We start from the raw sequence: 12696 nt of genomic DNA, 5'->3' as shown, positions 1-12696 counted from the left end.
GCATTCGCGGAGGCCGCCAAGAAGACCCGTGATCCGATCGACGGACATCACAACCGGAACTACATCCGCCCTCTGCCCGCGGAGTTGGCCGCACGGTTCGGTCAGAAACCTGATACTCCCGTGATCGTGCGATGGCGCAACCCGGACGCGCTTCCCGTGGTGGTCCGCACCTGGGAGTGCGAGTCGGAGATCCTCCGCTCGCTCGCGGGCCGGCTGCCCAATGTGCCGCAATGCCTGTACGCGGACGGGGACTTCGCGATCCACGGCTACATCAAGGGCGTGTCCCTGGCCCGTCTGTGTCCGGCGGGCAGGCCCCTGAACAGGCTGCTCGTGCGGGGGCTGGCCAGGCTCTTCGCCCAGCAGAGCCATGTGCGCGCGGAGGCGCTGCCGCCCCTGCCGGCCCTGTGGCCCACCGTGGACGGGGACAGCCGCGGCTACCTCAGGGCTCAGGCGCACGCGGTGAACGATCAGGTCCGCAAGCGCAACTGGCCGGTCTTCGGCGAGCTGTTCACGGAACTCGGCGTGCCCGAGGACGCCCTCGATCGGTTCGCCGAGGAGGTGGGGGCCATGATCTCGCGGCCGTTCGCCCTGCTCCACGCCGATCTGCACCGCGGCAACGTGATTGTGTCGTTCAGCAGCAAGCACGCCCCCCTCACCTGTGTCGACTGGGAGTTGGCGACGTACGGGGACCCGTTGCACGACCTCGCCATCCACCTGATCCGCATGGAGTACCCGTCCTGGCAGCGGGCCGGAGTGGTGGCCGAGTGGACCGATGCCATGTCCCTGGAGAACCCCGCGGCCGTCAACGGTTTCAGGGAGGACCTGCGCCGCTACACGGACTTCGAGCGCGCGCAGTCCGTCTATCCCGACGTCATGCGGGCCGTGCAGGTGCTGAAGGGGCGCTTCGACCAGGAGCAGTTGGACGGGGCCAAGGCATCCGTCCACCGGGCCCTGAGATCGGCCATGCGTCCCTTGCGGCTGGAACGCGTACCGGACGAGGACGGCATCGAGCGGATACTGCTCGGCTGGTCGGGCGCCGGACCGGGACCGCGTCGGCGTGCGGGTCTGATCCACACCGTCAAGATGTCCGCATGGCGGCAGGACCGCCGGGTTGCCGAGCACCCCTCGTTCCGCCGCGGGCCCGTACGGCTGGCTCTCGTGCAGGAGCAGTTCGCTTCGAGGGACCGGGTGTTCAGGGGCTCCACGCACGTCAACACGGTCGTCCACGTGCCGGGCACCGGCTTCCCCGTCGTGGTGCGGCGCAAGCTCCCCGGAGTTCAGCGCCCCGAGTTCAGCTACCTCAGCGAGCACGCCGTCCTGCGGGCCATCGAGGAGTCGCGGGTGCCGGTGGCGGTGCCGCGCGTGCTGGCGCTGGGTGAGAGCAGGGGGCGGCGTCCCTTCACCATCCACACCTATGAGGGGCCGCGCGACATGTCCCCGCCGCGGCACCCGGTGCACGGTCTCCTGCCGTACGAGGCCGACGCGCTGGTCGACCAGCTGGTGGCCCTGAACCAGGTGGACTGGACCGGCATCGACCCGACCGAGGGCAGGGCGGACTTCTACCCGTGGCTGAGGGACCAGCTCGTGCGCACGGTCCGCAATCTGCCGAAGGAGACCAAGGCCCTCGCCCGTATCCTCGGCCTGCCCGACGCGGACCGGCTCGGGGAAGTGCTCTCCGGATACCTGGTGACCCCCAGGCGTCCCGCGCTGCTGCACGGATCGCTGAACCCGTGGAACCTCGTGCGCCGCGACGACGAGCTGGCCCTGACCATCATCGACTGGGACATGGCGCTCGTCGGCGACCCCCTCTACGACCTGGCCCGGCACATGTACCTCACCCCCACCCAGCCGGAGATGCGGCGCCGCATGCTCGCCCGCTGGGTGCGCGGCATGGGCGACGAGGCCTGCACGAACGTGTACGAGGAGTTGGAGCTGTACCGCAGGCTGGAGCTCGTGCGTTCCGCGTACGTCGACCTGCACCGCCTGATGGCCGAGACCGGCCGGCACGCTCCCAACGTCAGCCGGGCGATCGCCGAGTACGGGAACACCCTCACGAGGGCGTTGGGAACGCTCGGCCTGCCGGAGCCCAGGACGGCCCAGGTGAATCCATTCCTCATGCTCGCCCTGCACTAGGCGGCTTCTCGTAGGCTCACCGCATGACCGAACCAGGCCTGCGGGAGCGTAAGAAGCGGCGGATGTATGAGCGGGTCTCCGAGGTTGCCATCGGGCTCTTCCTGGAGAAGGGGTTCGATGCGGTGTCCGTTGCCGAGGTTGCTGCCGCTGCTGAGATCTCCAAGCCGACGCTCTTTCGGTACTTTCCGGCCAAGGAAGATCTCGTGTTGTACCGGATTGCCGATCACGAGGACGAGGCCGCGCGGGTTGTGGCGGGGGTGGCCGAGCCTGTTGCGGCGTTGCGGGAGCATTTTTTGCGGGGGCTGGAGGTGGGGGATCCCGTCACCGGGCTCAGTGATCATCGGCAGGTGCTGGCCTTTCACCGGTTGCTGTACGGGACTCCGGCGCTTCTCGCCCGCGTGTACACCTACCAGCAGCGGGCCGAGGACGCGCTCGCCGAGGTGCTCGGGGGTGGGGTGGACGGGCGGGTCGCCGCCGCGCAGATCGTTGCCGTGCAGCGGGTGCTCGCCATGGAGAACTGGCGGCGGGTCGCGGGTGGGGAGGGGGTGGCGGACGTGCGGGAGGACGCCGTTGCCGCTGCTGAGCGGGCGTTCGGGGCGCTGGAGCGGGCTTTCCCCGGTTTGAGGCTCGGTAAATAATTTAACTCGGTTACGAAATTTGGCGTACGCTCGGGGGAATGACCTCCAGCGAGCCATCCCTTCTGCGTGAACTCCGGCTTGAGCGGGCCCACCACGAGCGCTGTCGTGACGCCCTCGCCGCCATGGTCGACGGGGCCCAGGAGCAGGTCGTCGTCGGGGAGGACGTGTCCGCGTCCGGGGCCGATGCCGAAGTCCTCGGGTATCGGTTGCGCAGTCGGGCCAAGGAGATGCGGGAGTTGCCCGAGGGGCCGTTGTTCTTCGGGCGGCTCGACTTCGCGCGGGGGGAGCATGCCGGGCAGGCCTACCACCTCGGGCGGCTGCGGGTCAGCGAGGATCCCGCCGCCCCGCCGCTCGTCGTCGACTGGCGGGCGCCCGTCTCGCGCGCCTTCTACCAGGCGAGCACCGGTGACACCCACGGCGTCGCCGTGCGCCGGCGGTTCGGCTGGGCCCCGGGGAGCAAGGGCGACTCCGACGACCTCACCGGCCTGGAGGACGAGCACCTCACCGGCTCCAACGCCGACCACCCCGACTCCCCCTCCGGCCCGCCCGCCCTCAGTGACTTCGTCACCCGCGAGATCGAGCGCCCCCGCGTCGGCCCCATGCGTGACATCGCCGCGACCATCCAGCCCGAGCAGGACGATCTCGTACGGGGAGACCTCGCCGACTCCGTGTGCGTCCAGGGCGCTCCGGGCACCGGGAAGACCGCCGTCGGGCTGCACCGGGCCGCCTACCTCCTCTACACCCACCCGCAGCGCATCCGCCGCGGCGGACTGCTCATCCTCGGGCCCAACCGGACCTTCCTCTCCTACATCTCCCAGGTGCTGCCCGCCCTCGGCGAGACCGGGGTCCGGCAGGCCACGCTCCAGGAGGAGATCGCCCGGCACGCCGTGACCGGAACCGACGGTCACCGCACCGCCGTCGTCAAACACGACGTCCGGATGGCCGAGGTGCTGCGGCGGGCGCTCTTCGCGCGGGTGTCGACCGGTGCCGTCAACTCCCTTGAGATCGACGACGGTTCGTACCGGTGGCGGGTGCCGGACGGTGAACTCCGGCGCATCGTCGACGACGTGCGGGCCGAGGAACCTCCCTACGGCATCGGGCGGGAGCGGGTGCGGGGGCGGGTGGTGCGGGCCGTGCAGCTCCGGGCCGAGCGGCGGGCCGGGCCCCAGCCGCGTTCCTGGGCGCAGCGGATCGAGCGGTCCCGGGCGGTCAGGGAGTACCTGGACGTCGTATGGCCCAAGGTGCGGCCCGAGGAGGTCGTGCATGAACTCCTCAGCCGGGGCGATGTGTTGGCGGCGGCTGCGGACGGGATTCTCGAAAGGGCTGAGCAGCGGCACCTGTTGTGGGACCGACCGGCCCGGTCCTGGAAGTCGGCGCGCTGGTCCGCCGCCGACCTCGTGCTGCTCGACGAGGTCGCCGGGCTGATCGAGCACCCCGAGGGGTACGGCCATCTCGTCGTCGACGAGGCGCAGGACCTGTCGCCGATGGAGTGCCGGGCGATCGCGCGCCGGGCGCGGTTCGGGTCGCTCACCGTCCTGGGCGACCTCGCGCAGGGGACCACTCCGTGGGCGGCCCGGGACTGGCCCACCGTCCTGCGTCACCTCGGCAAACCCGACGCGGCCGTCGTTCCGCTGACCGTGGGGTTCCGGGTGCCGCAGGCGGTCGTGGAGCTGGCCAACCGGCTGCTGGAGCGGCTCGACGCGGAGGTGCCGGCCGGGCGATCGCTGCGCGCGGACGGGGAGTTGAGGGTCACCCGGACCTCGGGCGAGCTGACCGACTCCGTCGTGGCCGCCGTACGGGACGCGCTCGGGCGGGAGGGATCCGTGGGGGTCGTCACCGCCGACGCCGATGCGGAGCGGATGCGGAAGGCGCTTGACGCTGCGGGGATCCCGGCGGCCGGGCCGGACGAGCTCGGGGCGCGGGTGAGCGTCGTACCGGCCGGGCTGGTCAAGGGACTTGAGTACGACCAGGTCGTGGCCGTCGAGCCCGCGGCGATCGTGGCGGCGGAGGAGCGGGGGCTGCACCGGCTGTACGTGGTGCTCACCCGGGCGGTGTCCCGCCTGGAGGTGGTGCACGGGCGGCCGTTGCCGTTCTAGCGGGTCGCCTGCCTCGGGTGGCCGTTGCCGTTCTAGCGCGGGTCGCCTACCTCGGGCGGGCGTTGCCGTTCTGACTCGGGCCGCCTGGTTCGAGCAGGCCGTTGCCGTGCCGGCGCGGCCACCTGCCTCGGGCGGCCGTTGCCGTGCCGGCGCGGGCCGCCCGCCCCAGTGGATCAGCCGTCCAGCAGCGGGATCAACTGCTCCTCCTCGTAGGTCAGATGAGCCTCCAGCTTGGTCGTCAGCCGCTCCACGTCCGCGCGGATCGATGCCGAATCCGTCGCCGCCCCGAGCGTCGTCCTCAACTCCTCCACCAGCACCGCGATCCGCTCGTGCTCGGCGCGCAGTCGGGTGAGGGCCGCTCCCGCCTCGGGGTGGCGGTCGGCCACGAACGGGAACAGGGCCATGTCCTCACCGGTGTGGTGGTTGTGCAGGCCCTGGCAGAACGTGAGGCAGTTGACGCGGAGTTGTGCGCCCAAGGTGCCGGACCCGGCCTCGAACTCCCGGCGGATCAGGGCCAGTTCGCGGCGGAACGCGTCATGGACCGCCTTCACCGCTGCCCCCGCCGACGACGCGTTGATGCGCGGCGGGCCGGGGCGCGCGATCTCGTGCAGGGCGACCACCGGGATGGTCCGGTCCGTCTTCTCCTGGTACGCCGCCCAGCCCCGGTCCGCCTCGACGGCCCGGGCGAAGGCCGCGTCCCGCTCCGCTCCCGTCAGGACGACCGCCGCCGCCTCGTAGGTGAACACCCCGCTCTCCACGGTGACTTGGGGGTGTGCGAGCAGGTTGCGGTACCAGTCGGGGTGGCGGGGCGAGCCGCCCGCCGAGGCGATCACGAGGATGCGATTGCCGCCGTCGGGGAGGTAGCCGACGGGGGTGGTGTGCGGGGTGCCGGTGCGGGCGCCGATGGTGGTCAGCAGGATCAGACGGCCGCCCTCGAAGGGCCCGCCGACCCGGCCGGCGTTCGCCCGGAACTCGTCGATGATCTGCTGGTTGAAGGGGTTGGGCACGCTGTGGGTCTCTCTCTTCTCTCCGTCGCTGGTCGTGGGATCGCGGTACGGAGAGAACGGCGGGCCTCGCGCCCGCCACGGCCTCACTCAGAGGCCGGGCATCCAACTCGTGCGCGGCACAGGGCCGACCCGGCAGTCATGGCACGCACGGTAGCGTCCTGGACATGATCGAGACCACTGAGTTTCTGGACGTCCCGACGACCACCCTGGCCGATCTGCTCGGCCGCGAACGCGTCATGGACATCGGGATCCGGCCGCTGTGGGGGCCGGTGCCGAGGATCGCCGGGCCCGCCTTCACCGTACGGTGCGCCCCCGGCGACAACCTCATGCTGCACGCGGCGATCCACCGGGCGCAGGCCGACTCGGTGATCGTCGTGGAGTCCGGCGACCTCGACTACGCGCTGGCCGGCGGCAACGTGTGCGCGGTCGCGCAGCGGCGGGGGATCGCCGGGTTCGTCGTGGACGGGGTGATCCGCGATCTCGCCGAGGTGCGGGAGAGCGGCTTCCCGGTGTTCGGGCGGGGCGTCGTCCCGATCCCCGGCACCAAGAAGGCCGTTGCGCCGCTGGGCGGGCGGGTGCGCTGCGGGGGTGTGCGGGTCGAGGCGGGTGACGTCGTGGTCGCCGACGAGGAGGGGGTCGTGGCGGTCCCCGCCGCCCGGCGCGAGGACGTACTCGCCGATGCCCGGGCCAAGTTGGCGAAGGAGGCGGCCGAGACGCTCGACGAGTGGGAGGCGGCACACCGGGCGAAGATCGACCAACTCCTCGCGGAGGGCGGCTTCGAGGGCTGAACCCGGGTGACCGAGGGGCGCGTTGGCGGTTACCGTCGCCCGCATGGCTGACGAGTGCTTCGGACACCCCCGGCTCGCCGCGATCTACGACGCCCTCGAACCCGACCGCTCCGACCTCGACGCGTATCTCCGCATGGTGGGGGAGTTCGGGGCGCGCCGGGTTCTCGACATCGGGTGCGGTACGGGCGTGTTCGCGCTGTCGCTGGCCGGGCGCGGGGTCGAGGTCGTCGGGGTCGATCCCGCCGGCGCCTCCCTCGACGTGGCCCGGGGGAAACCGGGCGGTGAGCGGGTGCGCTGGATCCACGGCGACGCGACCCAACTCCCCCCGCTGACCGCCGACTTGGCGACCATGACGGCCAACGTCGCGCAGCAGATCGTAGAACCGCAGTCCTGGCGGCGGACCCTGCGGGGCGCGTACGCGGCGCTACGGCCCGGCGGGCGGCTGGTGTTCGAGACGCGGGACCCGGCGCGGCGGGCCTGGGAGGAGTGGACCCGGGAGCAGTCGTACGCCGTGACGGACCTCCCCGGCGTAGGCACGGTCGAGACCTGGGTCCAAGTGACCGATGTGGAGGGCCCGTTGGTGACCTTCCGCTGGACGTATGTGTTCGCCGCGGACGGGCGGACCCTCACCTCGGACTCGACGCTGCGTTTCCGCGAGCGGGACGAGGTCGAGGCCGAACTGGTCGCGCAGGGGTATGCGGTGGACGACGTACGGGATGCTCCGGACCGGCCGGGACGGGAGTTCGTGTTCGTGGCACGCAGGCCGCGCGGGTGATGTCACAGTCGGCGCCGCTGTCTCGTCACAGGGGATGCAGACGATCCCCGAGCAAGGAGCGGACGATGAACCTCACCCTGTGGATCGCCGCCGGACTGCTGGCCACGGTGGCCCTGACCGGCGGGATCAGCAAGACCTTCGTGCCGGTGGCGAAGCTGGCCGCGGCGCCCGGGGGCGGGTGGACCGGTGACAACGGCGCCGCGTTCGTCAGGAGCCTCGGTGCGGTGGAGTTGCTGGCCGCGGTGGGGCTGGTGCTGCCGGCCGCCGTCGGGGTCGCGCCGGTGCTGGTGCCGGTGACGGCGGTGTGCTGGGTGCTGCTGATGGTCGGGGCGATGATCACGCATGGGCGGCGGGGGGAGCGGGGGTTCGTCGTGTTGAACCTGGTGTATCTGGTCCTCGCGGCGGTTATCGCCTGGGGGCGCTTCGGGATCGCGCCGTTCGGGGGCTGAGTGGTGGGTCGTTGGGGTCAGGGCTTCGAGGAGGGGTGGGCATGAGTGCGGGGCGCGGGGTGCCGGGAGCGGCGGGTGCGGGGCTTTCGGGGGCGGCGGGTGCGGGGCTTTCGGGGGCGGCGGGCTGCGGGGAGCCGACGGGTGCGCCGGAGCCGGAAGGCTCTCCCGAGCCAACGGGCTTTTCGGAGCTGACGGGCCTTCCCGAGCCAACGGGCCTTCCCGAGCTGACGGGCTTTCCCGAGCTGACGGGCTTTCCCGAGGCGACGGGCTTTCCCGAGGCGACGGGCTTTTCGGAGTCGGCGAGTGCCGGGGCGCCGGAGGCGGTCCGGGCGGGCAGGGCCGAGGCGTTCCAGGCGCTGCGGCCGCTGCTGTTCTCGATCGCGTACCGGATCCTCGGCAGTGTGAGCGAGGCCGAGGACGCCGTCCAGGAGACCTGGCTGCGCTACGAGGCCGCCGCGACCGAGCCCCGGTCGGTCAAGGCGTACCTCTCGACGACGATCACCCGGCTCGCCATCGACGTACTGCGCTCGGCGCGGGTGCGGCGGGAGGAGTACGTCGGACCGTGGTTCCCGGAACCCCTGCTCGACGACCCCTACGAGGACCCGGCGCGCTCGGCGGAGCTGGCCGACTCGGTGTCGGTGGCCGCGCTGTTGCTGCTGGAGCGGCTCAGTCCGCTGGAGCGGGCCGTGTTCGTGCTGCGGGAGGTGTTCGACTTCGGCTTCTCCGAGGTCGCGGCGGCGGTGGGGCGCTCGGAGTCGGCGTGCCGGCAGCTGGCGGTACGGGCCCGGCGCCATATGCACGAGGGCCGGCCCCGTTTCGAGGCGGACCGTCGGGAGCGGGAGGAGCTGGCGACCCGGTTCTTCGACGCCCTGCGCGAGGGGGATGTCGTAGGGCTCACGGACCTGCTCGCCGCGGACGTGTCGATGGTCGGCGACGGGGGCGGCAAGGCGCCGCAGCTGGCGAGGGCGGTCGTGGGCGCGGAGAACGTGGCCCGGCTGCTGGCGTCCGTGTACCCGCGGATGGCCCGGGCGGAGGTCACCTTCGCGCCGCACGACCTCAACGGCGTGCCGGGCGCGATCTTCCGCGACCGCGAGGGCAGGGTCCTGCACACCATGACCCTCGATGTGCGGGACGGCCGTATCCAGACCCTCCACTCGGTGATCAACCCCGACAAGCTCGGCCATCTGGGGCCGGTCGCGGATGCGTGGGCGGTTCATCGGGAGGTGCGGGGGGTGCGGGCTTGAAGTGGGGTGGGACAACCCGGAGTTCCAGGAGGCGCGTCGCCGTGTCACCCGTGCGTTTCCGGTACCCCGACCAGCACCCCGATCCCGCCGAAGATCAGCGGCAGCAGCCACAGCGAGGTTCTCCCGAGCACCACCCACCGACGGGCCCGCTGCCCTGCGATCGCGCTCGGCCTCAGCCGGCCGCCGTGCTTCGCCAGAAGTCCCGCATCAGCGGGGTCGGCGTCGGGCTCACCATTCCGACCTGCGTCAGCAGGATCGTGACGGTTCCGGTGGCGGGGACGAGGTGTGCGGTCGTACCCGTGCCGCCGACCCAGCCGTAGCGGCCGGGGACGTTCCACGGGTCGGCCCGGCTGACGTCGACCTGACCGCCGTAACCCCAGCCCTGGCCCTCCAGGAAAAGGGGGACGGCGGCGCGCTGGGCGGCTGTGAGGTGGTCGGTGGTCATCCGGGCGACCGAGTTGGGGGTCAGGAGCCGGCGGCCGCCGTCGCCTTCGCCGCCGTTGAGCAGCATGCGGGCGAAGGCCAGGTAGTCGTCGGCCGTGGAGACGAGGCCGCCGCCGCCCGAGTGGAAGCGCGGGACGCGGGTCCAGTCGCCGTCCGGGGGGTCCGCGAGGGTCGGGGTGCCGTCCGGGGCGGGGGTGTAGAAGGAGGTGAAGCGGTGCCGTTGCGCCTCGGGGACCGCGAAGCCGGTGTCGCGCATGCCCAGCGGTTCGAAGATCCGTTCGGCGAGGAATTCGGGGAGCGTACGGCCCGACACCCGGGCGACCAGGATGCCCTGGAGGTCGGAGGAGGTGCCGTAGAGCCAGGCTTCTCCCGGCTGGTGCAGCATCGGCACGCGCGCGAGGAGGCCGAGCCAGGTGTCCGCATCGGGCCAGTCCTGGAGGGCGCGGCCGTCCTTCTGCACCGCGAACAGGGCCTGTACCGCGGGCAGCGAGAAGTCCTGCGGGAAGCCCCAGCCGGTGCGGGAGGTGAGCAGGTCCTCGACGGTGATCGGACGGTCCGCGGCGACGACGTCCCCGACCGCCGCGCCCGGTGTGCGCACCACGCTCGGCTCGGCCAACTCCGGCAACCAGTCCCCGACCGGCGTGTCCAGAGCGATCCGCCCCTCCTCGACCAGCATCAGAACGGCCGCCGCGGTGACGGGCTTGGTGATCGACGCGATACGGAAGATCGAGTCCCGTTCCATGGGCGCGCTCCCCTCGACATCCACCGCCCCCACGGCCACCACGTCGACGTCACGCCCCCGCGCGACAAGCCCGACGGCCCCCGGGACCGTCCGGTCATCGACATACCGGCGCAGGGTGTCGTGCAGCACGCTCATCGCGGGGCCTTCCGGTCGGGAGGATCGTCAGGGGTACGACCGCTGCGGCCCCGGAAACTCATCGACCTCTTCGGGGGCATCCTCGATCTCGTCTGCGCAGGCGTCCCTTGGGCCGCACCACCAGGAGGAACCGGTGTCCTACCCGCGACCGCTCACCCCCGAGGAGCAGCTCGCCGACGCGAAGAGGGAGCTGAGCCTCCCGCGTATCGTCGTGATCTGCGGCTCCACCCGTTTCATGACCGAGATGACGGAGGCCGATCTGCGGGAGACCATGGCCGGGAAGATCGTCGTGAAGCCGGCCTGGGACATGAAGTCGCCGCACGCGCTGTGGTCCGATCGTGCCGAGGCCGAGGCCGGGGCGTTGAAGGTTCGGCTCGGTGAACTGCACCGGGCGAAGATCCGGCTCGCCGACGAGGTGCTCGTGGTCGGCGACTACATCGGAGACAGCACCCGGGCCGAGATCGCCTACGCCCGTTCGCTGGGCAGGCCCGTGCGGTTCACCCACCCCGAAGTCGACCCCGACGCCTGACCTGTCCCACCCGCACCAACGGTCACTCCGTCGACTCCAGGATGCGGTCGAGTGTGCGGTGGCCCATTCTGCTCATCGGCGGGTTGCTCTCGGCGTAGTACCAGACGACACCCATCGCCTGTTCGAACGCCCACGCCTTGCCGCGCTCCCACTCCAGGTCGTCGCAGGCCAGGGTGCGCCGGAGCACCTCGCGGGGGCCCGGCTGCAGAAGGTGCCAGGCGCTGACGAGGTCCAGCGCGGGGTCGGCCGGGCCGTAGCCGCCGGTGTCGAGGACGCCGCTGAGGCGGTCTCCGGCGACCAGGACGTTGCCGGGGATCAGGTCGCCGTGGCTCATCACGTCGGCGCTGGTGCGGGGCAACTCCCGGAAGCGGGCCCATAGTCGGCGCAGCCGGGGCACGTCGAGCAGCCCCTCGCTCAGCCCCTCGCTCTCCTCGAAGCACTTCGACATCCAGTCGTCGTGGTGGGCGAGGACACCGCCACGGTTGTCGCCGTCGAACCGCCGCCCCCGCGTCCCGGCCTCCCGCAGGGCCGCGATGAAGGCCGCGAGGTCCTCGGCGAAGGCGTCCGACCCGCTCGGGTCGGCGTCGGAGGCGATCGTGCCCGGCAGCCATGTCTGGACCGACCACGGCATGGGGTAACCCGCGCCGGGCCGTCCGAGGGCGACGGGTTCCGGGACGGGGAACCGGGACACCCGGGCCAGCTCGGCGCTCGCCCGCGCTTCCTTCTCCAGCACCATCAACGCCTCGCCGGCGTCGACCGGACGCAGCGGGAAACGCGCGGAAAGACCGTCCCCGATACGGAAGATGGCGTTGACCGTCCCGGTCGACGGCACGGGTCGGATCGCCTCGCCGCTCCACCGGGGGAACTGTTCCCGGATCAAGGTCGCGACCATGTCGGTGGTGACATCCACCTGGTCGTCATGCATGGTCATCTTCCGCAGGCCCTCCCCTCCAGCCGGTCCCATTCGAAGCGCGGAAGCAGTCCGGATCAACCGAGTTTCCGAGTTTCCGACACGGCTACGAGAGCCCGGGAGGAATTCGAGTCGACGTGGGCCGTTGCGTGGGAGACCCTCGACGCGGATCGCACCGGGGAGACGAGTTGATCACGACGTACCAGCAGCAGCTGCGCGAGCGCTACCTCGCCGCCACCGTTACGCCGGCTCCCGAGCCGTGGCGGCCGGTGCTGGACCACACGACTCCCATCGGGGGCCTCCTCGGCATCGGATTCGCCGTCCACCCCGACAGCGGGCACGACCTCGTGATGGTCGTGTCCAGCGACGGCCACGGACTCTTCGACGCGGTCACTGGAGAGAAGATCGCCCGCGACAGGGATCCCGACCTCGACACGAGCACTCCCGACGCCCACCCGGACCTCACCTGCCCCGGGCTCGGCCCGATCGCCGGCGTCCCCGTGCGGATCGCCGGGCTCTTCGGCGGAGGCCTGCACAGCACCACACCGGACGGCTGGACCCTGGACGTCGTCAGCCCCGACTGGCCCCACGACCGCGTCATCCTCTCCGCGGACGGCGGTTCCCACAACGGCCCGGCGGGAGGCACGTGGTGGCACGTCTTCCACTCCGACCACTCCGAACTCCGCGCAGCCGGATTCTCGCCCACCGGCCGGACCCTCACAGTCGCCACCAGCAGCGACCTCACCCTCTGGACGCGGCCTTCGTGCTGAGTGAGCGGTGGCGGAGTGGTGTGGCGCACTATTGCA

The 12696-nt window shown here is 71.7% G+C and carries 11 protein-coding genes and 1 pseudogene; 9 read left to right on the top strand and 3 right to left on the bottom strand.

Going from position 1 to position 12696, the window contains the following annotated elements; genetic code table 11:
• Nucleotides 1–120: 120 nt before the first annotated feature.
• The 3 genes from ABZ896_RS05265 to ABZ896_RS05255 are packed head-to-tail and all read left to right on the top strand — an operon-like array spanning nucleotide 121 to nucleotide 4867.
• Nucleotides 121–2133, top strand: a complete 2013-nt coding sequence (locus ABZ896_RS05265; RefSeq protein WP_360922188.1) for an aminoglycoside phosphotransferase family protein — start codon at nucleotides 121–123, stop codon at nucleotides 2131–2133.
• Between the two features lie 23 nt (nucleotides 2134–2156).
• Nucleotides 2157–2771, top strand: coding sequence for a TetR family transcriptional regulator (locus ABZ896_RS05260; protein ID WP_360922184.1), 615 nt, complete (start codon nucleotides 2157–2159; stop codon nucleotides 2769–2771).
• A gap of 38 nt (nucleotides 2772–2809) precedes the next feature.
• Nucleotides 2810–4867, top strand: coding sequence for an AAA family ATPase (locus ABZ896_RS05255; RefSeq protein ID WP_360922181.1), 2058 nt, complete (start codon nucleotides 2810–2812; stop codon nucleotides 4865–4867).
• A 173-nt stretch (nucleotides 4868–5040) separates the two neighbouring features.
• Here ABZ896_RS05255 and ABZ896_RS05250 read toward each other — a convergent pair whose 3' ends face one another.
• Nucleotides 5041–5874 carry a nitroreductase/quinone reductase family protein gene (locus tag ABZ896_RS05250; protein ID WP_360922178.1) on the bottom strand — a complete coding sequence of 278 codons (834 nt, stop codon included), beginning with the start codon at nucleotides 5872–5874 and terminating at the stop codon, nucleotides 5041–5043.
• A 164-nt stretch (nucleotides 5875–6038) separates the two neighbouring features.
• Here ABZ896_RS05250 and ABZ896_RS05245 point away from each other — a divergent pair, with 164 nt between their 5' ends.
• The 4 genes and pseudogenes from ABZ896_RS05245 to ABZ896_RS05230 all read left to right on the top strand — a co-directional run.
• The gene (locus ABZ896_RS05245) at nucleotides 6039–6662 is read left to right on the top strand and encodes an RraA family protein (protein WP_360922175.1); all 624 of its coding nucleotides are present in this window, start codon (nucleotides 6039–6041) and stop codon (nucleotides 6660–6662) included.
• Nucleotides 6663–6705: 43 nt separating this feature from the next.
• On the top strand, nucleotides 6706–7437 hold the full coding sequence (locus ABZ896_RS05240) for a class I SAM-dependent methyltransferase (protein ID WP_360922172.1): 732 nt from the start codon (nucleotides 6706–6708) through the stop codon (nucleotides 7435–7437).
• 65 nt (nucleotides 7438–7502) lie between these two features.
• Nucleotides 7503–7886, top strand: a complete 384-nt coding sequence (locus ABZ896_RS05235; protein ID WP_360922169.1) for a DoxX family protein — start codon at nucleotides 7503–7505, stop codon at nucleotides 7884–7886.
• A gap of 335 nt (nucleotides 7887–8221) precedes the next feature.
• Nucleotides 8222–9130 (top strand): annotated as a pseudogene (locus ABZ896_RS05230) (RNA polymerase sigma-70 factor); the annotation flags it as partial.
• A gap of 172 nt (nucleotides 9131–9302) precedes the next feature.
• On the opposite strand, the gene ABZ896_RS05225 reads toward ABZ896_RS05230, so the two are convergent.
• A complete protein-coding gene (locus ABZ896_RS05225; protein WP_360922166.1) occupies nucleotides 9303–10451 on the bottom strand; it encodes a serine hydrolase domain-containing protein in 1149 nt (382 codons plus the stop codon).
• 133 nt (nucleotides 10452–10584) lie between these two features.
• Here ABZ896_RS05225 and ABZ896_RS05220 point away from each other — a divergent pair, with 133 nt between their 5' ends.
• Entirely contained in the window at nucleotides 10585–10980 is a 396-nt protein-coding gene (locus ABZ896_RS05220; RefSeq protein ID WP_360922163.1) for a hypothetical protein, read from the top strand.
• 22 nt (nucleotides 10981–11002) lie between these two features.
• Here the strand turns inward: ABZ896_RS05220 and ABZ896_RS05215 are convergent, their stop codons facing one another.
• Nucleotides 11003–11911, bottom strand: a complete 909-nt coding sequence (locus tag ABZ896_RS05215) for an aminoglycoside phosphotransferase family protein (RefSeq protein ID WP_360922160.1) — start codon at nucleotides 11909–11911, stop codon at nucleotides 11003–11005.
• A 167-nt stretch (nucleotides 11912–12078) separates the two neighbouring features.
• Between ABZ896_RS05215 and ABZ896_RS05210 the strand changes: the two genes are divergently transcribed.
• Nucleotides 12079–12660: a hypothetical protein gene (locus ABZ896_RS05210; RefSeq protein WP_360922157.1), complete on the top strand. Its 582-nt coding sequence runs from the start codon at nucleotides 12079–12081 to the stop codon at nucleotides 12658–12660.
• Nucleotides 12661–12696: the final 36 nt, after the last annotated feature.

It is taken from the genome of Streptomyces sp. NPDC047072, from assembly GCF_040643855.1.
Lineage (GTDB): Bacteria > Actinomycetota > Actinomycetes > Streptomycetales > Streptomycetaceae > Streptomyces.
The sequence above is the reverse complement of the archived record's forward strand: the minus strand, read 5'-3'. Positions and strand labels throughout refer to the sequence as shown.